Annotated in this window: 26 protein-coding genes; 11 read left to right on the forward strand and 15 right to left on the reverse strand. The window is 58.7% G+C overall.

The annotated features are described in order from the left end of the window. Positions 1-27 precede the first annotated feature (27 nt). Positions 28-366 carry a DUF3565 domain-containing protein gene (locus ACIOYV_RS20945; protein ID WP_083471363.1) on the reverse strand — a complete coding sequence of 113 codons (339 nt, stop codon included), beginning with the start codon at positions 364-366 and terminating at the stop codon, positions 28-30. Here ACIOYV_RS20945 and ACIOYV_RS20950 point away from each other — a divergent pair. From ACIOYV_RS20950 to ACIOYV_RS20960, 3 genes are all read left to right on the forward strand, one after another. Beyond that, the gene (locus ACIOYV_RS20950) at positions 335-820 is read left to right on the forward strand and encodes a peptidylprolyl isomerase (protein WP_145252538.1); all 486 of its coding nucleotides are present in this window, start codon (positions 335-337) and stop codon (positions 818-820) included. The genes ACIOYV_RS20945 and ACIOYV_RS20950 overlap by 32 nt on opposite strands. Before the next feature lie 121 nt (positions 821-941). Further along, a complete protein-coding gene (locus ACIOYV_RS20955) occupies positions 942-1,424 on the forward strand; it encodes a glutathione peroxidase (protein ID WP_163908448.1) in 483 nt (160 codons plus the stop codon). Between the two features lie 212 nt (positions 1,425-1,636). Continuing rightward, on the forward strand, positions 1,637-2,740 hold the full coding sequence (locus ACIOYV_RS20960; protein ID WP_401326644.1) for an NADH:flavin oxidoreductase: 1,104 nt from the start codon (positions 1,637-1,639) through the stop codon (positions 2,738-2,740). Between the two features lie 114 nt (positions 2,741-2,854). Here ACIOYV_RS20960 and ACIOYV_RS20965 read toward each other — a convergent pair whose 3' ends face one another. After that, positions 2,855-4,054 (reverse strand): glycosyltransferase family 4 protein, encoded by a 1,200-nt coding sequence (locus ACIOYV_RS20965; RefSeq protein ID WP_401326647.1) that lies wholly within the window; start codon positions 4,052-4,054, stop codon positions 2,855-2,857. Positions 4,055-4,083: 29 nt separating this feature from the next. Next, a complete protein-coding gene (gene cysZ, locus ACIOYV_RS20970) occupies positions 4,084-4,845 on the reverse strand; it encodes a sulfate transporter CysZ (protein ID WP_290025470.1) in 762 nt (253 codons plus the stop codon). Positions 4,846-5,160: 315 nt separating this feature from the next. Between cysZ and trxB the strand changes: the two genes are divergently transcribed. Beyond that, positions 5,161-6,123, forward strand: coding sequence for a thioredoxin-disulfide reductase (gene trxB / locus ACIOYV_RS20975; protein WP_054049855.1), 963 nt, complete (start codon positions 5,161-5,163; stop codon positions 6,121-6,123). 185 nt (positions 6,124-6,308) lie between these two features. Here trxB and ACIOYV_RS20980 read toward each other — a convergent pair whose 3' ends face one another. The 7 genes from ACIOYV_RS20980 to ACIOYV_RS21010 form a co-directional block, all read right to left on the reverse strand. Continuing rightward, positions 6,309-7,559 (reverse strand): aspartate aminotransferase family protein, encoded by a 1,251-nt coding sequence (locus ACIOYV_RS20980; RefSeq protein ID WP_401326651.1) that lies wholly within the window; start codon positions 7,557-7,559, stop codon positions 6,309-6,311. A 220-nt stretch (positions 7,560-7,779) separates the two neighbouring features. Then, entirely contained in the window at positions 7,780-8,118 is a 339-nt protein-coding gene (locus ACIOYV_RS20985) for a HopJ type III effector protein (protein WP_401326654.1), read from the reverse strand. Further along, positions 8,111-8,407 carry a DUF1244 domain-containing protein gene (locus ACIOYV_RS20990; RefSeq protein WP_054049849.1) on the reverse strand — a complete coding sequence of 99 codons (297 nt, stop codon included), beginning with the start codon at positions 8,405-8,407 and terminating at the stop codon, positions 8,111-8,113. The genes ACIOYV_RS20985 and ACIOYV_RS20990 overlap by 8 nt, the downstream gene beginning before the upstream one ends. 98 nt (positions 8,408-8,505) lie before the next feature. Next, on the reverse strand, positions 8,506-8,877 hold the full coding sequence (folX, locus tag ACIOYV_RS20995; protein ID WP_054049847.1) for a dihydroneopterin triphosphate 2'-epimerase: 372 nt from the start codon (positions 8,875-8,877) through the stop codon (positions 8,506-8,508). 2 nt (positions 8,878-8,879) lie between these two features. Next, a complete protein-coding gene (folE, locus tag ACIOYV_RS21000) occupies positions 8,880-9,455 on the reverse strand; it encodes a GTP cyclohydrolase I FolE (protein WP_163908460.1) in 576 nt (191 codons plus the stop codon). 21 nt (positions 9,456-9,476) lie between these two features. Then, positions 9,477-10,187 carry a dihydromonapterin reductase gene (folM, locus tag ACIOYV_RS21005; RefSeq protein WP_401326659.1) on the reverse strand — a complete coding sequence of 237 codons (711 nt, stop codon included), beginning with the start codon at positions 10,185-10,187 and terminating at the stop codon, positions 9,477-9,479. 244 nt (positions 10,188-10,431) lie between these two features. Continuing rightward, positions 10,432-11,001, reverse strand: coding sequence for an antibiotic biosynthesis monooxygenase (locus tag ACIOYV_RS21010; protein ID WP_163908464.1), 570 nt, complete (start codon positions 10,999-11,001; stop codon positions 10,432-10,434). Positions 11,002-11,235: 234 nt separating this feature from the next. On the opposite strand from ACIOYV_RS21010, the gene ACIOYV_RS21015 reads away from it, so the two are divergent. Further along, the gene (locus ACIOYV_RS21015; RefSeq protein WP_401326806.1) at positions 11,236-12,195 is read left to right on the forward strand and encodes a MerR family transcriptional regulator; all 960 of its coding nucleotides are present in this window, start codon (positions 11,236-11,238) and stop codon (positions 12,193-12,195) included. A 3-nt stretch (positions 12,196-12,198) separates the two neighbouring features. Here the strand turns inward: ACIOYV_RS21015 and ACIOYV_RS21020 are convergent, their stop codons facing one another. Together ACIOYV_RS21020 and ACIOYV_RS21025 are read right to left on the reverse strand one after the other, a co-directional pair. Further along, positions 12,199-12,804 (reverse strand): hypothetical protein, encoded by a 606-nt coding sequence (locus ACIOYV_RS21020; RefSeq protein WP_054616118.1) that lies wholly within the window; start codon positions 12,802-12,804, stop codon positions 12,199-12,201. Positions 12,805-12,858: 54 nt separating this feature from the next. Beyond that, positions 12,859-13,335: a PAS domain-containing protein gene (locus ACIOYV_RS21025; RefSeq protein WP_401326663.1), complete on the reverse strand. Its 477-nt coding sequence runs from the start codon at positions 13,333-13,335 to the stop codon at positions 12,859-12,861. Positions 13,336-13,486: 151 nt separating this feature from the next. Here ACIOYV_RS21025 and ACIOYV_RS21030 point away from each other — a divergent pair, with 151 nt between their 5' ends. Next, complete coding sequence (locus ACIOYV_RS21030) at positions 13,487-13,942, forward strand: flavodoxin (protein ID WP_401326666.1); 456 nt, start codon at positions 13,487-13,489, stop codon at positions 13,940-13,942. On the opposite strand, the gene ACIOYV_RS21035 is transcribed toward ACIOYV_RS21030, so the two are convergent. Beyond that, positions 13,923-14,819, reverse strand: a complete 897-nt coding sequence (locus tag ACIOYV_RS21035; RefSeq protein ID WP_054616115.1) for a LysR family transcriptional regulator — start codon at positions 14,817-14,819, stop codon at positions 13,923-13,925. The two genes, ACIOYV_RS21030 and ACIOYV_RS21035, sit on opposite strands and share 20 nt — an antisense overlap. Before the next feature lie 96 nt (positions 14,820-14,915). On the opposite strand from ACIOYV_RS21035, the gene ACIOYV_RS21040 reads away from it, so the two are divergent. The 5 genes from ACIOYV_RS21040 to ACIOYV_RS21060 all read left to right on the forward strand — a co-directional run bounded on the left by ACIOYV_RS21040 (position 14,916) and on the right by ACIOYV_RS21060 (position 18,960). Beyond that, positions 14,916-15,302, forward strand: coding sequence for a CidA/LrgA family protein (locus tag ACIOYV_RS21040; RefSeq protein WP_401326670.1), 387 nt, complete (start codon positions 14,916-14,918; stop codon positions 15,300-15,302). After that, complete coding sequence (locus tag ACIOYV_RS21045) at positions 15,292-15,978, forward strand: LrgB family protein (RefSeq protein ID WP_054049829.1); 687 nt, start codon at positions 15,292-15,294, stop codon at positions 15,976-15,978. Before ACIOYV_RS21040 ends, ACIOYV_RS21045 begins: the two co-directional genes overlap by 11 nt. Before the next feature lie 134 nt (positions 15,979-16,112). Beyond that, a complete protein-coding gene (locus ACIOYV_RS21050; RefSeq protein WP_401326673.1) occupies positions 16,113-16,895 on the forward strand; it encodes a class II aldolase/adducin family protein in 783 nt (260 codons plus the stop codon). Next, a complete protein-coding gene (locus ACIOYV_RS21055) occupies positions 16,895-17,797 on the forward strand; it encodes an alpha/beta fold hydrolase (RefSeq protein ID WP_401326676.1) in 903 nt (300 codons plus the stop codon). Before ACIOYV_RS21050 ends, ACIOYV_RS21055 begins: the two co-directional genes overlap by 1 nt. A gap of 251 nt (positions 17,798-18,048) precedes the next feature. Beyond that, positions 18,049-18,960, forward strand: coding sequence for an SDR family oxidoreductase (locus ACIOYV_RS21060; RefSeq protein ID WP_054049821.1), 912 nt, complete (start codon positions 18,049-18,051; stop codon positions 18,958-18,960). A 44-nt stretch (positions 18,961-19,004) separates the two neighbouring features. Here the strand turns inward: ACIOYV_RS21060 and ACIOYV_RS21065 are convergent, their stop codons facing one another. Both ACIOYV_RS21065 and ACIOYV_RS21070 read right to left on the reverse strand, forming a co-directional pair. After that, positions 19,005-19,262 carry an immunity protein gene (locus tag ACIOYV_RS21065; protein ID WP_401326680.1) on the reverse strand — a complete coding sequence of 86 codons (258 nt, stop codon included), beginning with the start codon at positions 19,260-19,262 and terminating at the stop codon, positions 19,005-19,007. Next, a complete protein-coding gene (locus ACIOYV_RS21070; protein WP_401326683.1) occupies positions 19,259-21,625 on the reverse strand; it encodes an S-type pyocin domain-containing protein in 2,367 nt (788 codons plus the stop codon). The genes ACIOYV_RS21065 and ACIOYV_RS21070 overlap by 4 nt, the downstream gene beginning before the upstream one ends. Positions 21,626-21,903: the final 278 nt, after the last annotated feature.

The following is a 21,903-nucleotide window of genomic DNA, read 5'->3' on the forward strand; positions in this document are numbered from 1 at the left end:
GGCCTATGGCTGGCCGTCTACCGAAATTCAGTCGCCAAGGTTATCGCTAACCGAGCCTTGTGCGCACCAACCGCAAGCAAAGGGTTGGCCTATTTTTTCAATACGTTGTGCCGGGTCGAGGACCCAGGCCCGAGACTGCCAGGGCGGCTGATGGCGCAGGTGTTGGGTGTGGCCGCAGGAAAGCTCGGCCACCCAATGTCCATCCTCGTCTTGATGAAAGCCTGTGACCGTTGAGGGTTTCATGGCGATCCGTCTGTCCGGGTTGTGTTCGCTTTCGGGCGATTGCTTCGCTAAACTCGTTCTTTCTATATTCTTCTGCAAAAGGTCTCGCCCCATGCTGATCGCCGCCAATAAGGCTGTCTCCATCGACTATACCCTGACCAACGACGCTGGTGAGGTCATCGACAGCTCCGCCGGCGGCGCGCCGCTGGTCTACCTGCAAGGCGCAGGTAACATTATCCCGGGCCTGGAAAAAGCCCTGGAAGGCAAAACCGTCGGTGACGAACTGACCGTTGCCGTAGAACCTGAAGATGCCTACGGCGAATACGCTGCTGAACTGGTCAGCACCCTGAGCCGCAGCATGTTCGAAGGCGTCGACGAACTGGAAGTGGGCATGCAGTTCCACGCTTCCGCTCCGGACGGCCAGATGCAAATTGTCACCATCCGTGACCTGGACGGCGACGATGTCACCGTCGACGGCAACCACCCGTTGGCCGGTCAGCGCCTGAATTTCCAGGTCAAGATCGTCGACATCCGTGATGCCAGCCAGGAAGAAATCGCTCATGGTCACGTCCATGGCGAAGGTGGCCATCACCACTGATTTCTGCGCTAAGCTCAGAGAACTGGAGAGGCGCCCGAGGGCGCCTTTTTAGTCCGCGGCTGTCCCAGATGGCGCCGCCAAGTGGCTGTTTCGAGAAGAACACGGGAATTTGGAGTTCGTCATGAGTGCTTTCCACGACCTTAATTTGAAAGCCCTGGATGGTCAGGATCTACCTCTGGCACCCTTCAAGGGGCACGTCGTGCTGGTGGTCAACGTTGCCTCCAAATGTGGTTTGACCCCACAGTATGCGGCGCTGGAAAACCTCTACCAGCAATACAAAGGTAAAGGCTTCAGCGTGCTGGGCTTGCCGTGCAACCAGTTTGCAGGACAGGAACCGGGCTCCGAGCAAGAGATCCAGGAATTCTGCAGCCTCAACTATGGCGTGACCTTTCCGTTGTCCAGCAAGCTGGAAGTCAACGGTCATGAGCGTCATCAGTTGTACCGTTTGCTGGCGGGCGAGGGCGCGGAGTTTCCAGGGGACATCACCTGGAACTTCGAAAAATTCCTGCTCGGTAAAGACGGGCGTGTCCTGGCGCGGTTTTCGCCACGCACGGCACCGGATGATCCGACGATCATCCATGCGATTGAAAAAGCTCTGAGCTGAAACACCCCCCTCTTGTAGGAGCGAGGCTTGCCCGCGAAGGCGTCATGTCATTCAACATTGATAGCGGCTGACCTGACGCCTTCGCGGGCAAGCCTCGCTCCTACATGTATTCGACCTTTTAGACCTTAATCACCGCAATCAATAGTGCTGTTCAAGGCTGGCAACTCTCCATATTATCGCCGTCATAAAGTCATTTCCCCGTGGAGCGTCCCATGCCCGTCAAAGCCTTGTTCAAACCGTTCCACCTCGGCAACCTCGAACTGCCGACCCGCGTCGTCATGGCGCCGATGACCCGCTCCTTTTCCCCTGGCGGCGTTCCCAATTCCAAAGTGATCGAGTACTACCGTCGCCGCGCCGCGGCGGGTGTTGGCCTGATCATCACCGAAGGCACCACCGTCGGCCACAAAGCCTCGAACGGCTACCCGAACGTGCCGCACTTCTATGGTGACGCTGCGTTGGCCGGTTGGAAGAAAGTCGTTGATGCCGTGCACGCCGAAGGCGGCAAGATCGTTCCGCAGCTGTGGCACGTGGGCAGTGTGCGCCGCATCGGTACCGAGCCGGACGCCAGCGTTCCAGGTTACGGCCCGTCGGAAAAACTCAAGGACGGTCAGGTCGTGGTTCACGGCATGACTAAACAAGATATCCAGGACGTGATCGCCGCGTTCGCCCAGTCTGCCAAAGACGCTCAGAGCATCGGCATGGACGGCGTGGAAATCCACGGCGCCCACGGCTATCTGGTGGATCAGTTCTTCTGGGAAGGCACCAACCAGCGCACCGACGAATACGGCGGCAGCCTGGCCAACCGTTCGCGCTTCGCCATTGAATTGATTCAAGCCGTGCGCGCGGCGGTGGGCGAAGGTTTCCCGATCATCTTCCGTTTCTCGCAGTGGAAGCAGCAGGATTACACCGCACGCCTGGTGCAAACCCCGGAAGCCTTGGGTGAATTCCTCAAGCCGTTGTCCGACGCTGGTGTGGATATTTTCCACTGCTCGACGCGACGTTTCTGGGAGCCGGAGTTCGACGGTTCCGAACTGAACCTGGCTGGCTGGACCCGCAAACTCACCGGCAAACCGACCATCACCGTGGGCAGCGTTGGCCTGGACGGCGAGTTCCTGCAATTCATGGTCAACACCGACAAGATCGCCCAACCGGCCAGCCTGGAAAAACTGCTGGAGCGTTTGAACAACGATGAGTTTGATCTGGTGGCTGTCGGTCGTGCGCTGTTGGTCGACCCGGACTGGGCGCAGAAAGTGCGTGATGGTCGTGAGGAAGACATCCTGCCGTTCAGCCGTGAGGCGTTGATGACGTTGGTTTAAGCGGCGACTGGAAGGGCCTCTTCGCGGGCAAGCCTCGCTCCTACAGGATTGATGTCGATCACAACCTATCGACACAACTCAACCCTGTAGGAGCGAGGCTTGCCCGCGAAGCTTTTAAGGCAACAACGCCGCATTCGGCAGGGACTGCCCCTGCACACAAGCCCCGCGCAACTGCCCCTCAAACTGCTCGATAATCGCCGGCCACCCTTGGCGACTCGCATGCTGACGCGCATTCAGCCGCACGCAGCGCAAGGTTTCCCGTTCCTCCAGCAACCAGCGCGCCGCATCGCAGAACGCCTCTTCATCCCCGGGCATGGCCAACACGCCGTTGTAGCCGTGGCGAATGTGCTGACCCGCCGCCGCCATGTCGTACGCCACCACACCCAGCCCCGAGGCCAGCGCTTCCAGCACCACATTGCCGAAGGTTTCGGTCATGCTCGGAAACAGAAACACATCCCCCGACGCGTAGTGACTGGCCAAGGCTTCACCGCGCTGTGAGCCGCAGAAAATCGCCTCCGGCAATTCCTTCTCCAGGGCCATCCGCAACGGTCCGTCGCCGACCACGATCAGCTTCAGGTTTCGCTGTGGATAAGTCTCCTTTAACGTTTCGAAGCTGCGTTTGAGCAATCCCAGATTCTTCTCCGGTGCCAGCCGTCCAACGTGGATGACGGCAACGTCATCGTCCGCCAATCCCCATTGCTCACGTAGCGCATTCAGGCGTTTGGCCGGGTGAAACAGTTGGCTGTCAACGCCTCGGGACAACAGTGCCAGGCGTTCGAATTGCCGACGCTCCAGTTCCAGCCGTTGGCTGACGCTGGGCACCAAAGTCAGGGTCGAGCGGTTGTGAAACCAGCGCAGGTAGTGGGTCAGCAGGCGCGTCAGCAAGCCGAGCCCGTATTGGCTCGAGTACTGCTGGAAGTTGGTGTGAAAACCGCTGACCACCGAAATCCCCAGGCGTCGCGCCGCACGCAAGGCCGACAAACCCAGCGGCCCTTCAGTGGCGATGTACAGCACATCGGGGCGATGACGTTTCCAGCGGCGCAGCAGCTTGTGCATCGACGACTGACCCCACTGCAACCCCGGATAACCCGGCAGCGGCCAACCGCGACACAGCAGCAACTCATCGTCACTGCCCATCTGGCGATCACAGCCCTGGCGTGGTCGCACCAGCTCGACCTGATGCCCGCGCGCGCGCAAACCATCGCACAAGCGGCCAAGGGTATTGGCCACGCCGTTGATTTCCGGAGGGAAGGTTTCGGTGATCAGAGTGATATGCAGAGCTGTCGTCATGGCCTCAGTTTCGGCTGAGGCCATGTCGTCATTGTGTCATTGCGATGATGGATTTATGACGTCGACCGCTGGGGCACCAGATTTTCAGCGCCACGCTCACGCACCCAGAACAATGTTGCCCCGGCGACGGCCGCCGGCATCATCAGGATGTTGACCACTGGAATCAGCAACACCAGGTACACGCTCCCGCCGAAACTCATGCTCTGCCAGCGCTTCTCGCGCAACCAGGCGAGCATCTCGTTCCAGCCGAGCTTGTGGTTATCCGCCGGGTAGTCGATGTACTGGATCGCCATCATCCATACGCCGAACAGCAGCCATAGCGGCGCGGCGATGATGTTCACTACCGGGATGAACGAGAGGATAAACAGCCCGATGGCACGGGGCAGGAAGTAGCCGAGCTTGCGCATTTCCCGGGCGAGAGTGCGCGGGATCATTTCGATCAGTTCGCCCCAACTGAAAGCCGGGAAGTCGTCGGTGCCGCGTACCACCACTTCGACTTTCTCCGCGAGGAAGCCGTTGAACGGCGCGGCGATGACGTTGGCCAGCATGGTGAAGGTGAAGAACACCATCAACACCACCAGCACCACGAAAATCGGCCAGAGGATGTAACTGAGGAAACTCAGCCAGTCGGGCAGGGACGGCATCAGTGTGTCGACCCACAGACTGAATTGATGGCCGGCCAGATAAATCAATCCGACGAACAGCACCAGGTTGATCATCAGCGGCAACAACACGAACAAACGCAGGCCCGGGCTCAGGACCAGCTTGAGGCCTTCGCGCAGGTATTGCGGGCCGGACAGAACAGGGGCGGGCATAGGGTGCTCCGAGCAGAGGGTAAACGCGCCGACCTTACCGACTTTGCCGGGCGGGTGAAAGCGCGGCATCGGCGTCGACATTCACTGTAACAAAGGCGTCTATAAAATCACGGTAACGGGATAGAGACCGCCTATGAGCTGGATTGTTAAACCGTATTTCCTTAATCTTCGCCCCCTCGATACGCTGCACCCATTCTTTTTACAGGACTGTCGAGCTCAAGCCTTCCCCAAGTGCTTTCAACAGTCCTTTTTTATTCCCGCCGGCAAACCCGGCGTTCCGCGCCAGATATTCGGGCCGGTTTACAGGAGCAGGTCATGTCTGAAGTCCGTCATTCGCGAGTGATTATTCTCGGTTCCGGCCCTGCCGGTTACAGCGCTGCGGTGTATGCCGCCCGCGCCAACCTCAAGCCACTGCTGATCACTGGCATGCAGGCTGGCGGTCAACTGACCACCACCACCGAAGTCGACAACTGGCCGGGCGACGTCCATGGCCTGACCGGCCCGGCGCTGATGGAGCGGATGAAAGAGCACGCTGAACGCTTTGAAACCGAGATCGTCTTCGATCACATCAATGCCGTGGACTTCGCTGCCAAGCCGTACACCCTGACCGGTGACAGCGCGACTTACACCTGCGACGCCCTGATCATCGCCACCGGCGCCAGCGCTCGTTACCTGGGCCTGCCGTCGGAAGAAGCGTTCATGGGCAAAGGCGTTTCGGCCTGCGCAACCTGCGACGGTTTCTTCTACCGCAACAAGCCAGTGGCTGTGGTCGGTGGCGGTAACACCGCTGTGGAAGAAGCACTGTACCTGGCCAACATCGCCAGCACCGTGACCCTGATCCACCGTCGCGAAACCTTCCGCGCCGAGAAGATCCTGATCGACAAGCTGAATGCCCGTGTAGCCGAAGGCAAGATCATCCTCAAGTTGAACTCGAACCTGGACGAAGTCCTGGGCGACAACATGGGCGTGACCGGTGCTCGCCTGAAGAACAACGACGGCAGCTTCGACGAGCTGAAAGTCGACGGCGTGTTCATCGCCATCGGCCACACCCCGAACACTTCGCTGTTCGAAGGCCAACTGACGTTGAAAGATGGCTACCTGGTAGTGCACGGCGGCCGTGAAGGCAACGCGACTGCAACCAACCTGGAAGGCATCTTCGCCGCCGGTGACGTGGCTGACCACGTTTACCGTCAAGCGATCACCTCCGCCGGCGCAGGCTGCATGGCCGCACTGGACGCCGAGCGTTACCTCGACGATCTGCAGAACGTTAAGTTCTGATTTCGCAGCAATGAAAAAACCGGCCTCGGCCGGTTTTTTTGTGTCTGTGATTTAGGAGCCAATCAATAAACCTGTGGGAGCGAGCTTGCTCGTGATAGCGATTTATCATTCACGATTGATGTTGACTGATACACCGCTATCACGAGCAAGCTCGCTCCCACAGGGATTTGGGTTGGGCGGATGTTTCAGGTCAGCTTAGCCAGGCACGCCTCGAAGATGTCCAGGCCTTCCTCCAACACACTGGCCTCGGTGGTCAGCGGTGCCAACAGCCGAATGATGTTTCGCGACTTGCCGCTAGGCATCAGCAGCAAACCCGCATCCCGGGCCAGGGCCAGCAACTGCGTCAATTGCGCTGAGGCCGGTGAACCATCGGCGTTGCTCAACTCGATGCCGCGCATGGCCCCTACGCCAGTCAGGCGCCCCAGGTACGGCGAAAGCTTGCTGACGCGCCAGGCTTCGTAACGGCTGACGATGGCCTCTTCCTGCTGCGAACCCCAGACACGCAGGTTCGCATCGGTCATCTCGTCCAGGGTCGCCAGTGCCGCCGCGCAGGCAATCGGATTGCCTGAATAGGTGCCGCCGAGTCCGCCCTTGGGCAAGGTGTCGAGCAAGGACTTGCGCCCGACCACCGCACCCAGTGGCACGCCGCCGGCGATGCTTTTAGCGAGCAGGATCAGGTCCGGTTCGATGCCCAGGCGCGAGAAGGCAAAACGTTCGCCGGTACGGCCGAATCCGGACTGGATTTCATCAGCGATCAGCAGGATGTTTTTCTCATCACAGAAGCGCCGCAACGCCTGGGCGAATTCCACGTCCATCGCCAGGAAACCCGCTTCGCCCTGCACCGGTTCGAGGATAAAACACGCGACGTCATTGACGTCGATCTCGACGCTGAACAACCGATCCATCGCCTTCAAGGCCTCGGCGCAGGTCACGTCGTTGTCCTTGCTCGGGAAGGGCAGGTGATACACCGGGCCCGGCAGTACGCCGACTTTCTGCTTGTAAGGCGCGACTTTGCCATTGAGGTTGAGGGTGGCCAGCGTGCGGCCATGGAAGGCGCCATCAAACGCGATGACAGCTGTCCGACCAGTGGCGCCACGCACGATCTTCAGGGCGTTTTCCGCCGCTTCTGCGCCACTGTTGGTGAGCATGCCGCTGACCGGGTAGCTCACCGGAATGAACGCCGTCAGACGATCCATCAGTTCGAGGTAGGGCGTATGCGGGGCTGCGTTGAACGCGTAGTGGGTCAGCCGGGTGGCTTGTTCGCGAATGGCTTCAACGATGCGCGAGTGACAATGGCCGAGGTTCAGCACGCCGATCCCGCCGACAAAGTCGATGTAGCGTTTGCCCTCGGTGTCCCAGACCTCGGCGTTTTTGCCGTGGCTGAGCGTGACGGGATGCACGACGTTGATCGACTGGCTGATGGTTTCGCTGCTCATGGATACCTGACTCAGAAGAAGGGATGCTTCTTTTTATCTAAGCCGCGAGCAGGGGGCACCGGCAAACGAAATAAAGTCGCCGGGTCAATCTTAAAAGTCGGGATGTGTTGCAGGGGCACGGCTTGCCGGCGATGGCGGTGTTGAGATTGCCTTCGGGGCAAGCCTCGCTCCTACAGGAAAGCGTTTAATCGTGGGCAGGCCGTGCCCCCATCAAAGGCGTTTAGCGGCGGGTCAGTGGTTGCTGGGTGAATTTCACGCCGGCCAGACCCTGCGCGATCAGCGCGCGGATATTGCCGTGGTCGCTGCCCTCAGGCGTGGCCACCACCGAACGATAGTGTTCGCCAAACGCCAGCAGCGCTTCTTCATCGCTCAAGCCTTCCAGCAGTGCCAGGCCCAAGGTCTTGCACGAGCCTTCGTTCTGCCCGGCGGCGTTTTCCACGCCACCGTTGTTGAAGGCTTGCGGCTGATAGTCGTAACCGGCGGCGATGAAGGCCAGGGTGTCGGCGAAAGCGTGTTCGCCGCTGTTGAGGCTGGCGCGCAGGGTGTTCAAATCACTCATTGGGTTTTCCTTTGGCGAACGCCGCTTGTTGTTCGGCGCTGGCTTCTTGCTGGTATTGGGCTTTCCACTCGGCGTAAGGCATGCCGTAAACCACTTCACGGGCGTCATCGAGGGTGACTTCGATCTGGCGTTCGTCAGCGGCGGCCTTGTACCACTTGGACAGGCAGTTGCGGCAGAAACCCGAGAGGTTCATCAGGTCGATGTTCTGCACATCCTTACGGCTGTCCAGATGGGCGACCAGCCGGCGAAAGGCGGCGGCTTCAAGTTCCAGGCGTTGTTGATCGGTCATAGGGGTCTCTGCGAGACAGCTGTAAGCGGTAAGCTTCAAGCTGCAAGTTGGGGATGCGTTGGCCGTTAGCTTACCGCTTGAAGCTTGAAGCTTGAAGCTTAGCGGCTCGCCGCGAGCGTAATCGACACCGACTCGGCAAATCGCAGGGCGTGGGGTTTGTCGACTTCCACTTCGGCGTACAGCACCGATTCGTTGACCATGACCAGATCGAGAATTTCCTGGGTCAGGCGTTCGAGCAAGGCAAAGCGATTACCCTCCACGTGGGCGATGATCGCCTTGGTGATGGTGCGGTAGTTCAGCGCGTGATCGATGTCGTTGTCGCGCACCGCTTCTTGTGCCGCGTACAGGATGGTGAGGTTGATCAACACATCCTGCTTGTTGAGGATTTCGTCCTCGTTGATGCCGATGAAGGTGCGCAGGCACAGGTCCTTGACCCGAATGCGCGCCATTCCTGGTTGAAGTTGTGGCATTGCTACTTGCTCCGTCCAATCAATTGCAGGAACTCCTGGCGGGTATTGCTCGACTCGCGGAAGGCGCCGAGCATCACTGAGGTGTTCATGGTCGAATTCTGTTTCTCGACGCCGCGCATCATCATGCACATGTGCTTGGCCTCGATCACCACGGCGACACCGGCGGCGTCTGTCACAGTTTGCACCGCTTCAGCGATCTGCCGGGTGAGGTTTTCCTGAATTTGCAGGCGACGGGCGAACATGTCCACCAGTCGCGCAATCTTCGACAGGCCCAGCACCTTGCCCGTCGGAATATAAGCCACATGCGCCTTGCCGATGAAGGGCAGCATGTGGTGCTCGCACAACGAATAGAGCTCGATGTCGGCAACGATGATCATCTCGTCGGTATCGGATGAAAACAGCGCACCGTTGACGATTTCCTCAACGCTTTGCTCGTAGCCATGACACAGGTATTGCATGGCCTTGGCGGCGCGCATCGGCGTGTCTTGCAGGCCTTCGCGGTCGGGGTTTTCACCCAGGCCAATGAGGATTTCGCGATAGCTCTGGGACAAGTCGTTCTGGGGCAGGGATAACGTCATGAAACATCCTCGCGGGGCAGCTTATTTGACGTGCCGTCCGCCGTTGACGGTCAGGGTCGTGCCGGTGACATAAGGGTTGTCGAGCAGATACCGCAGGCTCTGGTAAATCACTTCGCTGCCGGGTTCGATGCCCAGCGCGGACTTGGCCAAAGCCTTGGCGCGGTACGCCGCGTTGTCGTCGGGATTGAACAATAGCAGGGCTGGTGCGATGCCGTTGACCTTGATCGTTGGCGCATATTTCGCGGCGAAGGACAGGGTCAGGCTGTCGAGTCCGGCTTTACTGGCGCAGTAGCCAATATGCTGGCTGCTGCCCTTGCGGGTCACGTCGTCGCTGATGTGCACGATGTCGGCGGGGCTAGAGCGTTCGAGCAAGTCGGCGCAATGCAGGTTGATCAGGTAGGGCGCGAGCATGTGCACACTGAACATTCGGGTAAAAGCCTGGGCGTCGGTGTCCAGGGTTTCGGCCAGCCATTCGGAAGCGTTGTGGATAATCGCCCGCAGGCTGTCGGTGTGGGTCTTGAGTTCGCTGATGAACGCGAGGATACCGGTTTCACTGGAGAAGTCCCCGAACACCGCCGTCGCGCCCAGATCGCGCAACGCTTGCACGCCGGGGCGTTCGCTGCGGTAGCTGAAGATCACCCGATGGCCGTCTTCGAGCAAACGCTGTGCGCAGTGCAGACCGACACGCTGGCCGGCACCGGTGATGAGGATTGGGGCTGCGGAAGAGGTCATGAACGGCTCGCGTCGCGGTTAGAGCAAAACTATACCAGCGCGCGGCGACGTACACCTATTGTGGGACTCGCCAATGTCGGGCGGGATTGTGTGGCGAGGGGGCTTGCCCCCGTTGGGTCGCGAAGCGGCCCTAAAACCAGTGACTGCAATCTTTGATTGGAACTGCGGTGTCTGGTTTACGACTGCTTCGCAGCCGAACGGGGGCAAGCCCCCTCGCCACACAAGCCTCGCTCCTACAGGGGGATCAGTGATTCTGGGTGGTGGGCGCCGCAGGCAACGGCCGCGCCGGCGTGCTGTGCAGCCAGTTGGCCAGCAAGCGGGTCGACAAGGGAATAAACAAATAGACCATCAATGGCGTCAGGCACAACGTGCTGATGAGCACGCGCGGCAGCAGGCTCATTTCGCCCAGCAACGGCCCAAGGACAAAGTTGAACAACAGCGAAACCGGGAAGAATGCCAGCCAGATCGCCACGGCCTGTTTCCAGCGGGGCGGGCGTTGACCAACCGCGCCGAACCAGCCTTCGATGCCGCTGACCCGATGTTCCGTCGGGTGCGCGAACAAGTCGCTGCCACGGCCCAACCAGGCAGTGCGCGAGACGGAATGCTCCCAGGCATGCAGGGTTTGCTCGTCGGCGAAGCGGAAGATAATCTGGAATTCGTCATCATCGGGTGGCGGAGCGAGCACGCCTGAACCAAGATAACCAGGGAAGTCGGTGGCCAGTTGTTCGCCTTCACGCAACCAGGCGATCAGGTCCTGATAACGACCATCGGCAACGCGACGCGCCACCATCAGCGTGACGGGTGAGGTAGACATTGTGTATCTCCGTAAGGCAATTGCGTCGCTCCGGGTAGGAGTTTCGCCAGACACAGCACCGGGGTGATGGGCTGCGTCCTGAGACAAGCAAGGATTATTCCCGAATATGAAAATTAAACCAGTGGCGTTTGTCGACTCATCAATTTTTTATGTGTCATCCATCAATGGCTTGAATGAGTGAGAAAAATAAGCGCTAGTATAGGATCCAATTCGACCATGGATGATCTCCCCCAAATGCCGGCCCTGACTGACTTTGGCCCTGGCTTGCTACCAGCGGCTTCCCTTGAACGGGAAGAACTTTTTCCGATTCGAGAAGTAGCTCGCCTGACCGGTATCAACCCGGTGACCCTGCGCGCCTGGGAGCGTCGTTATGGCCTTATTCAGCCGACGCGCACCGAAAGCGGGCATCGGCTGTACTCGATGGTCGATATCGAGACGGTTCGCAGCATTCTGGGCTGGATCGATCGTGGTGTGGCGGTGAGCAAGGTTGGCAAGATACTGGCCAAGACCGAACCGCTCAAAGTGCTCTCGCACATCTTTCCCGATGAACTGGTGCTTGCCGACTACCACCAATGGCGGCAGCAGGTCGAGGCAGCGGTCAGTGCGTTTGACGACGTGCAGCTGGAGCGGGTCTACGGGCAGATTTTTTCCAGTTACTCACTGCCCGTGGTGTTCCAGGACATTCTGATGCCGCTCTGGAGGCAATTGTTGCAGCGTCAGGAAGCGTTCGGCCAGACCAGCGAATGGTTGTTCTTCGATGCGTTCCTGCGATCACGAGTGGCGCAGCGCCTGTTGCTGATTCGAGATACCTCACCGCGCCGGGTGGTTGTCAGCGCGCTGGCCGGTGAATGTCATGAACTGGAATTGCTGGTGGCGGCGCTGTTTTTGAGCGGGGCGGATGCGGGTGTGCGTGTGCTGACGATCGGCCAGCCATTCGATGAGCTGACCCTGGTCTGCGAAAGAATCAAACCCCAGGCGCTGGTGCTGTTTTCCAATCATGTGCCTGCGCCGGAATTGCCGAGACGCTTGAATCGCCTGGCGATGAGCCTGGATTGCCAGCTGATGCTCGCCGGTGATGCGTCTGACCTGGCGCAGGAACACCTGGCCGGGTCGTCGATCGGCTGTCTGGGTAACGAAGGTTTGTTGATGCGCCAGCGTCTGAAGCAATTCCTGGCGGGTAGCCTGGATACTTGAGGCTCAGACGTGCAGGGCCGGATGGGTCAGGCGATGTTGCTGCAGGATGAACTGACGCAAGCGTTCGGTTTCGTCCTTGTCGCTTTGACTTAACTGATAGGCGAAGAAGCCTTGCTCGGTTTCCCGTTCGAACGTACCGCGCAACGCGATCCGCTCATAACCTGACGGGCTGAACCACAAGGCGAAATGCTTCGGCGGTTTGGTCTTGTTGCGAACTTCCAGCAAAACCCCTTTGAACGACACTTCGTGGACCCACATCGTGCCGGGCTGGCCTTTGGCATTCTCCAGCGCGACCGGCTCCTCAAGTGTCAGGCGCCATGGCCGGACCATCGGCCCGTCTTCAAAAATACTCGGCACGCCCAAGCGCAAATGCAGCGCGTGGAATTCATCCTCCACCAGATGCAGCGGGAAGGTCATTTGCTGGTTTTCGAAGTTGGCCTGGATGGTGACCTGTTCGTGGGCGGCGAGGCGCGTGAGCAGATCGCGGATTTGCGAACCACCGTTGACGAGCAGGCTCGACGTTGCATCCCGCACATTAAGCTGCGGGTTGTGCTGCATGGTCTGGATGAAATCCAGCTCATCCTGGGTCAAGAGTGCGTCGCGTTGCATGGCTTGCTCGTAAATAAAAGTTACAAAGTCATCGGTGATTGTAGTTAATGACAATTAATTCGCAGATTTGTTTGCGCCGCTCGTCGTTTTAAGTGCCGCCAACTCGGCCTGCAATTCAGCCACCTGCGCCTCCAGCTGCGCAACTCGCTGCTGTGCCTTGACTTGAACGGTCACATCTTTTTGTACACCGACAAAATAAGTTTGTCCGTCACTTTCGTTTTTAACCGTCGAAAGGGACAGCTCGTTCCAGAACGGAGTGCCATCCTTGCGGTAATTGCGCAGCACCTCCCGACACGAACCGCCGCTGGCCAGTGCCTGGCGAATCGTCGTCAGCGCTTCTTGATCGCGGTCGCCGGCTTGCAGGAAGCGGCAGTCCTGGTAGAGGATTTCTTCGCTGGTGTAACCGGTCAGACGTTCGAAGGCCGGATTGACGTAAATCAGGATGTTGTCTTGCTCGCCTTCCTTCTCGGCAATCACGATGCCGTCGTTGGAGGCGTTGATCACCATTTGCAGCAGTTGGGCGTTGATCATCCGAGAATCCTTTCCAAGTTGATAAGGGCTGCATTCTAGAAGAACAATACGGGCTGTCTACTGGCCATCAACTCTAATAGAGAGGCAATCGCAGGTTTTTTGCCGGTGCTGTTAATATCGCCCGTCTTTATACAGCTTCAGGATCAGATTGATGAAAGTCGCCATCCTTTCCGGCTCGGTGTACGGCACGGCTGAAGAAGTCGCCCGGCATGCTGCGAATATTTTAAAAGAAGCCGGTTTCGACACTTGGCACAACCCTCGCGCCAGCCTGGCTGACGTTCAGGCGTTCGGCCCGGAGGCCTTCCTGGCCGTGACCTCGACCACGGGCATGGGCGAACTGCCGGACAACCTGCAACCGTTGTACTCGATGATTCGAGACCAATTGCCCGCCGCCTGGCGTGGTTTGCCCGGCGCGGTGATCGGTTTGGGCGATGCGAGCTATGGCGATACGTTCTGTGGCGGTGGTGAGCAGATGCGCGAATTGTTCGCCGAGTTGGGCCTGCGCGAAGTGCTGCCGATGCTGCGCCTGGATGCCAGCGAAAGCGTCACCCCGGAAACCGACGCCGAGCCTTGGCTGGCGGAGCTGGTCAGCGCTCTGCGGGGCTGACCGGACGCTCGCGCAGCAGTGCGAGCCAGGCCTGGGCGGCTTTTGACAGGTACGCGCCCTGGCGCCAGATAAAGGCAATGTCCCAGCGCAGATACGCCGGTGCGTTCAAGGTCAGGCGCACCACGCCTGGCCGCACCAACCCGCGCGCGACCACACTTGGCAACAGCACCACGCCTTGCCCGGCGGCGACCAGCGCCGCTAGAAAATCCGCCTGGCCGCTACGCCCGCCTTCCTTGGGCGTAAACCCCATCTGCTGACAAGCCTGGAGCAAGCGGTCATTCAGCACGAAGCTGCGCTGATACAGCAGGAACGGCGTGTCGGCCAACTCCTCCAGACCAATCACTGTCTTCGCTGCCAACGGGTGATCGGCTGGTAGCAGAGCGTCCAGCGGTTCATCGCAGAACGGCTGGAAAGCGAATTGCGGATCCTTCGGCAACAGGCTGCCGCCCAGTTCCAGTTCGCCACTCAACACGGCTTGCTCGATGTTCAGGCTGCCGCCTTCGAGCAACTGAATACTGATGTTCGGGTAGCGCCGCCGGTATTCGGCGAACAACCCGGCGAACAATGCATCGCTGCCCAAAAGCGGTAAGCCCAGGCGCAACTCCCCTCGGGCCAGTTGGCTCAAATCGTCCAGTTCACTGAGCAATTCGTTGCGCAGGCGCAGCATGCCTTCTGCCCGTTGCAAGACCACACTGCCAGCGGCGGTCAGGCGCAATTGTGAGCCGAGGCGCTCGAGCAGCGGGGTGCCGAGGCTTTGCTCCAGTTGTGCGACCTGCTTGCTCACCGCCGATTGGCTGATGTGCAAGGTCTTAGCGGCCTGGGTGAAACCACCCTGGTGCATCACTTCGATGAAGCTGCGTAGCTGTTTGAATTCCATCGGCCGGATTCCATTTTGGAATGAGGCTGAGTCTAACAATTCGTTTCGGGGATAACAGCCCGCTCCGTAAAATGAGCGCCTGTGAGGACCGAAACCATGAACGCATCAACCCTGAAATACCTCGCCCGATTAGTTGCAGAGTTGGCAGTGCTGCTGGCGATCTATCTGCTTGGCTGCCAATTGGCCGCCTGGTTTGCCTGGCCGATTCCAGGTGGGGTGATCGGCATGGCGCTGTTGCTGCTGGCGTTCGCGTTCGGTTGGGTGAAACCCGCCGCATTGCAGATGGGCGCCGGGTTGTTGATGGCCGAGATGCTGTTGTTCTTCATTCCTGCGTTGATGAGCCTGCTCGATTACGGCGGTCTGCTGCGCGATGACGGCTGGCGGATTCTGCTGGTGATCGGCGTCAGCACCTTGATGGTGATGTTGGTGACGGCGTTTACCGTGGAGCTGGTCGTGCGTTTGAGGAGGCCCCATGAAGCTTGAGTTGATGCCGATGTTCTGGCTGGCCTTCACGTTGCTCGCCTATTTGTTCAGTCGCTGGACCTACCGGCGAACCGGCCGCTATTTATTGTCGCCGCTGATTCTGGTCCCGGTGTTGCTGCTGGCGCTCGCCGTGCCGCTGCACACCGCCTATGCCGAATATTCGAGCAACACCCATTGGCTGATGCTGGTGCTGGGCCCGGTCACCGTGGCGTTCGCCGTGCCGATCTGGCAGCAGCGGCAGATGTTGGCGCGGCACTGGTCGGCGCTGTTGCTCGGGATGCTGGCAGGCAGCGCGGCGTCCATCGGCAGTTCGTTCGGGCTGGCCAAGGCGTTGGCGCTGGACAGCTCGGTGACGATGTCGCTGGTGCCACGTTCGATCACCACGCCCTTCGCCATGCCGCTGGCCCACGACCTCGGCGGCGTGCCGGAATTGACCGCGGTATTCGTGATGTTCACCGGCGTGTTCGGCGCGATGCTCGGCGGCATCCTGCTCAAGTGGCTGCCGCTACGCAGCGCCCTGGCACGCGGGGCCTTGTTCGGTGTCGGTGCGCACGGTGCCGGGGTCAGCCGGGCGCATGAAGTGGGCGGTGAAGAAGGCTCGGTGGCGGGACTGGTCATGGTTCTGACAGGGTTGCTGAATCTGTTCGCGGCACCCTTGTTAGCGTCGATCCTTTGACATGGATCCAAGCTCATTGCGCAGCTGACTCGCTCGGCCATCAAGCTGGCTGCGAATGCAACTACACGAATTCCGGGGGCTGACTAGACTGCTGACACGTGAGCAAAAATAATAAAAACCAGGAGGTTCCTGCCGTGAGTGTCGCCCCCGTCCAATCCCCCCACAGTGTCAAAGATCAGGTGAGTGCCGCCGAGTGGCAGACCCGCGTCGATCTGGCGGCCTGTTATCGTCTGGTCGCGCTGCATGGCTGGGATGATCTGATCTTTACCCATATTTCCGCCAAGGTGCCGGGCACCGAAGAATTCCTGATCAACCCGTTCGGGCTGATGTTTCATGAGATCACCGCGTCGAGCCTGGTCAAGGTCGATCAGGCCGGCAACAAGCTGATGGACAGTCCCTACGAAATCAATCCGGCGGGCTACACCATCCACAGCGCCGTGCATGAAGTGCGTCACGACGTGGTCTGCGTGCTGCACACCCACACCGCTGCAGGTGTGGCGGTGTCGGCGCAGAAACAGGGGATCCTTCCGATCAGCCAGCAGTCGTTGTTCGTCCTGTCCAGCCTGGCTTATCACGCTTACGAAGGCGTTGCGCTGAACCACGAAGAGAAGGCCCGCCTGCAAGCCGACCTCGGTGAAAACAATTTCCTGATGCTGCACAACCACGGTCTGCTGACCTGTGGCGGCACCATCGCCGACACCTTTCTGATGATGTTCACCTTCCAGCGCGCCTGCGATATCCAGGTGCTCGCACAAAACGGTGGTGCCGAACTGATCGCCATCGAGCCGCAGATTCTGGCGGGCGCCAAGGCGATGATTGCCGGCGTCACCAAAAGTGCTCAAGGGATGGGTGGCGCGCTGGCCTGGCCGGCGCTGCTGCGCAAACTCGATAAACAAGACCCGGGTTATAAACTCTAATGCCTCTCGCCGAGATCCCGCTGTGTGTCTGGCGCAAACGCGGCCAGACGTTTGTATTCCGAGGCCAGGCTATTCGCTACTGGACGGCCGGGCAGGGTGAGCCGCTGTTGCTGATTCACGGCTTTCCGACCGCCAGTTGGGACTGGCATTACCTGTGGCAGCCGCTCCTGCAGCGCTATCGGGTGATTGCCTGCGACATGCTCGGCTTCGGCGACTCGGCCAAACCGGTGAACCACGAGTACAGCCTGCTGGAGCAAGCCGATTTGCAGCAGGCCTTGCTCGCGCACCTGAACATCGAGCAGCCGGTGCATCTGCTGGCCCACGATTACGGCGACAGCGTCGCCCAGGAACTGCTGGCCCGGCATCACGAAGCGCGGGTAGACATCGCCAGTTGCGTGTTCCTCAATGGCGGCCTGTTCCCCGAAACCCATCGCCCGCTACTGACGCAAAAACTCTTGCTCAGCCCATTGGGCTGGATGATCGGCCGCGCCTTTACCCGTGACGCACTGGTGAAAAATTTCCGGCAGATCTTCGGTCCCCAGACCCGGCCGACCGAAAGCGAAATGGATGATTTCTGGAGCCTGATCGACAGCAATCACGGGCCCCGGATCATGCATAAATTGATCGGCTACATTCCGGAACGACGAGTCCAGCGCGATCGCTGGGTCAGCGCCATGCAGCGCGGCGGAGTGCCTTTGCGGGTGATTGATGGCGAGGTCGATCCGATTTCCGGGGCGCACATGGTCGAGCGTTATCGGGAGCTGATCCCTGATCCTGACACCGTGTTGTTACCCGGGATTGGCCACTACCCGCAAACCGAAGCGCCAGTGCAGGTGCTCAAGCATTACCTGGAGTTTCGGGATCGGCAGGTTTCAGCGCCGCTCAAGCGCGCGTGTTCGTGACCTCGGACACCTGCACACCACAATCCCTGTAGGAGCAAAGCTTGCTCGCGATGGCGGACTGACATTCAACATCGACGTCGCCTGATATACCGCCTTCGCGAGCAAGCTTTGCTCCTACAGGTCGTGCCGCATTGTGGTCATCATCCCCCAGCCTTATCGCACACCATTCAGCCTCCTCGTCTTGATTGTGACCCGCCGCCCCGTGCCTGACACTCGAGGTCATCGTCCTTTTGGCCTGCTGGAGTTCTCCCATGAATGAGTCTGTGCGCTTCGAAGATAAAGTCGTGATCATCACCGGCGCCGGCGGCGGCCTGGGGCGGGCTCATGCGCTGCTGTTCGCCAAACAGGGCGCCAAAGTGCTGGTCAACGACCTCGGCGGCACGGCTCAGGGTGAAGGCGCCAACGCCTCGGCAGCAGACCGTGTGGTCGCCGAAATTCGCGAGGCGGGCGGTATTGCCGAAGCCAACCACGACTCCGTCACCGACGGCGACAAACTGGTGCAAAACGCCCTCGACGTGTTTGGCCGTGTCGACGTCGTGGTCAACAACGCCGGCATCCTGCGCGACAAGACCTTCCACAAAATGGACGACGCCGACTGGGACCTGGTTTACCGCGTCCACGTCGAAGGCGCCTACAAAGTCACCCGCGCCGCCTGGCCGCATATGCGCGAGCAAAACTATGGCCGCGTGATCTTCACTGCTTCGACCTCGGGCATCTACGGCAACTTCGGCCAGTCCAACTACGGCATGGCCAAACTCGGCCTCTACGGCCTGACCCGCACCCTGGCCATCGAAGGTCGCAAGAACAACATCCTGGTCAACGCCATTGCCCCCACCGGCGGCACCCGGATGACCGAAGGGCTGATCCCGCCGCAAGTGTTCGAACAACTCAAACCGGAACTGGTCAGCCCGTTGGTGGTGTACCTGGCCAGCGAAAACTGCCAGGAAACCTCAGGGCTGTTTGAAGTTGGCGGCGGCTGGATGGGCAAGGTGCGTTGGGAGCGCAGCCTCGGCGCCGGGTTTGATCCACGTGTCGGGTTTTCGCCGGAAGATGTGGCGGCGCATTGGCAGCAGATCTGCGATTTCGAAGGCGCAGCGCATCCGAAGGACAACATTGAAGCGCTGAAGGAAATGATGGGGAATTTGCAGAAGTATTCGCTTTAAGTATTCAGGCCACCAAGCTTGGGCTTGGTGGCCTGACTTGTTGACTAAGGATATTTGTTGTCAGTCATAAACTTGGGGGCTTGCCAGTTCGGTCCTTTGACGGCAACCGGCCCGTTGCCGTTAGCTAAAACGCCTTGTTCGAAAAGTCTCGCATACGTTTCAAGCAGTTCACCGCTTGCAACGACTTCGTACCTGTAACGTCCAAACATTCTGTCCAGTGACGGAATAGCCGAGCCAAGTGCGAATACAGTCAGCACATCTTCTACCGATTCATTTCTGACAATTTGCTCGACGGTGCTCATTGCTTATCTCCTTTCAACAAATTGTTGAAAAACGCTTCATCTTGTTTGTCTGCAGCCGCAATGGCGTCTTTTGTGTAGAGCAACGCCTCATCATCTCGAAGCTTGAAATCCTCCAGGGTGGCAGTGTGTGCGTTGTTCCAGAATGGAGATTCTCTGTCGGGTTTAAAGCCATCGGTCAAGCCCAACGCTCGAAATCTCTCTAGCTCCCGAATCTCATGAGTGTAATAGCGTAAATCTGTATCTGTGTGTTCCAAGTATCCGCCAAGGATTTTCCCCAGTCGTTGAATCATTATCTCGTTGGCATCCGATTGGTCGAGCCTTGCGATGTGCAATTTCACAGCATCGATCCCGGCTTGCGTGATGACTGCCGTGCGCCAATCCAGATGGAGTATCGGACCTCCAGCCTGCTCGGGGTTAAAAATGCGACCGCTGTATTTCCCTTTGACGGAAGCTCCGGCATACGGACTACTAAACACCACATACAGCGGAGCAATCCCCGAGTCATCAGGAAACACGATGATGAATCTTTCCCAGCCTTCGACCAGTATCGGATGCAGATCCAGTCGCCCTTCAACGGGAACAATCGTCCCGCCGGAATACGCCTGTAACTCGGTTTCAAACATGGGCGATTCAGTCGAGCTGTTACCCGGCGAGATGGCGGGTGTCCAGGTGAGGAGGTCCGCTGGCGAGTCCGGTAGTGCGGTTTCGTAAACGTCGTTCAGCGAGTTATAAGTCGCGTTCAAAACCGGGACACTCGAGCGAATATGGAAGTCGTCGGCCGTCGCGACGAACGCTTCTGCGCCAGGACCGAGTGGCCGGACACCCAGCCCTACGGGCATTTCCAGCGTGCCTTGTCGATCTGCTATTTCGCGCAATGTCTGTGAGGACGCCGGCGACAGTTCGGCAAGGGGAACGCTCATGGACAAGCGCTCGCCATTGCCCAGGCGCGATGGCATCAACAGAGCGGCGAAGCCAACCAGTACCGGACTGATCAGCGCCGCTCCCGCCGCTGTCACAGTCAGTAATCCGGTTCGCAGTGCGGTGAGAATTGCGAATGACGTTGCGGGGGCAAGGCGAATGGCCGTCGAGGTGAAGGAGAAAATCGGGCTGGTGGAAGCCACAGCTCCTGAGGCCGGGTAAACACGTTGGGTTTGCGGCGTCTGGCTTTGCCCTTGCTGGAGTTCTGCCTCAGCTTGTAACTCCGGTTGAACCCGTTGCTGATCTTGTGCGTTTTCCTTTCGTTGCTGGATCTTCAATGTCGCCAGTTGCGCTTGTCGTTTGGCCACAGCAATCGCGGTATCAATGACTTTGCGGCGAATTTCCAGACTCTGTTTTTCGGCGAGAAGTTTCTTTTGTATCGCCTCGATACGCTGTTCCATTTCAGCGTGAAGACGAGCCTGTTCGGCAGCGAATGCGTGTGCGGCTGCTTCAGCATTTGACTCAGCTTCGGCCAACGCTGTCTTCACCGCCGCAATCCGCGCTATTTCTTGAGCTTCGGCTTCAGCATTTATCCGCGCTCTTTCGGCAGCCAGACTCGCCAGTTGGGCATCCTGACGTTGTTTATCCGCCAACGCGGCCAGCCGGGCCTGTTCACGAATCCGTATCTGCTCTTCTTCCTTTTGGCGCCTCGCGGCCTCGATCAAAGCTTGCTGACGCCGTTGTTCGGAAAGTTTTGCTTGTTCGGCAGCGAGTCGCCGAGTTTCAGCTTCGGCCGCTAATCGCACCCGTTCGGCTGCTGCACGCTGTGCTTGCTGCTCCGCAGCGATTCGCTCCCGGTCGTTGGCCTGCACGGCAGCCAGCCACTGGTGAACTTCGATTTGTTGCTGGTTAAGCATTTGGATTGATTTCGACAGCAAATTCGCTTCGTGGGCCGCTCTGTACGAGGTTACCCAAGCCTGCATTGCGATCCCCCGCGCATTCACCGTTTTATCGATGCTCTGGGCTTTCCGAAAGTAGTCATCAAAGTTTTTAGTGAGCGGATCATCCCCAAAATACTGATGTGCAATTGCAGTTTTTTGATGGAAGTCAGCGGACTTCCTGAGAATAAGTGTGTGACGTACTCCTAGCTCTCGAGTTATGGCTTCTGCGGGAGGAAGTGCATGAGTTGGACCTTCTAATCGTGTAGTAGCCAGATCTAGCTCGATAGATTGAGCCAATTGTTCTGTGCGAGTTTGAAACTCCCTGGAAGTTTTCATGCTGTGGGCAGTGAACTCCCGCGAATTGACTACAACGTTGGTCGGAATGCCAAACATGCCGCTATGGGGAAGAGTTGAGGATATCCCGCGAATTATTGATGTGTTCGGAGGAGCTATCGCTGTCGTATGGACAGCTTGTGTCAGTACAAAGGGTGGAGGCTTTTGCATATTCATGTCCTTTTGAATGTGCTCGATAGCGCGGGGTGTGCGATCACGACCGGTAGCGACATCCTTGTCACCAGAAGATTTGATGCGTTTTAAGTTACAGCAGAGTTGAGGTTGTTGGATCTGATAAGTCTGTGCGAAATGGGAGGTTTGTTTTGAGAGAGCGTTCGCAGGTCAATAAGATCTATGGCTGAATTCTTCTGCGCAAAAAGAAACGTCCGACACTGTTTTCGGAAGAATTTCGCGGGACGAGCGTGTCGACTTTTCAACAGGCATAAAAA

This window comes from Pseudomonas sp. NPDC087342, assembly GCF_044744265.1.
Taxonomy (GTDB): Bacteria; Pseudomonadota; Gammaproteobacteria; order Pseudomonadales; family Pseudomonadaceae; genus Aquipseudomonas; species Aquipseudomonas nunensis.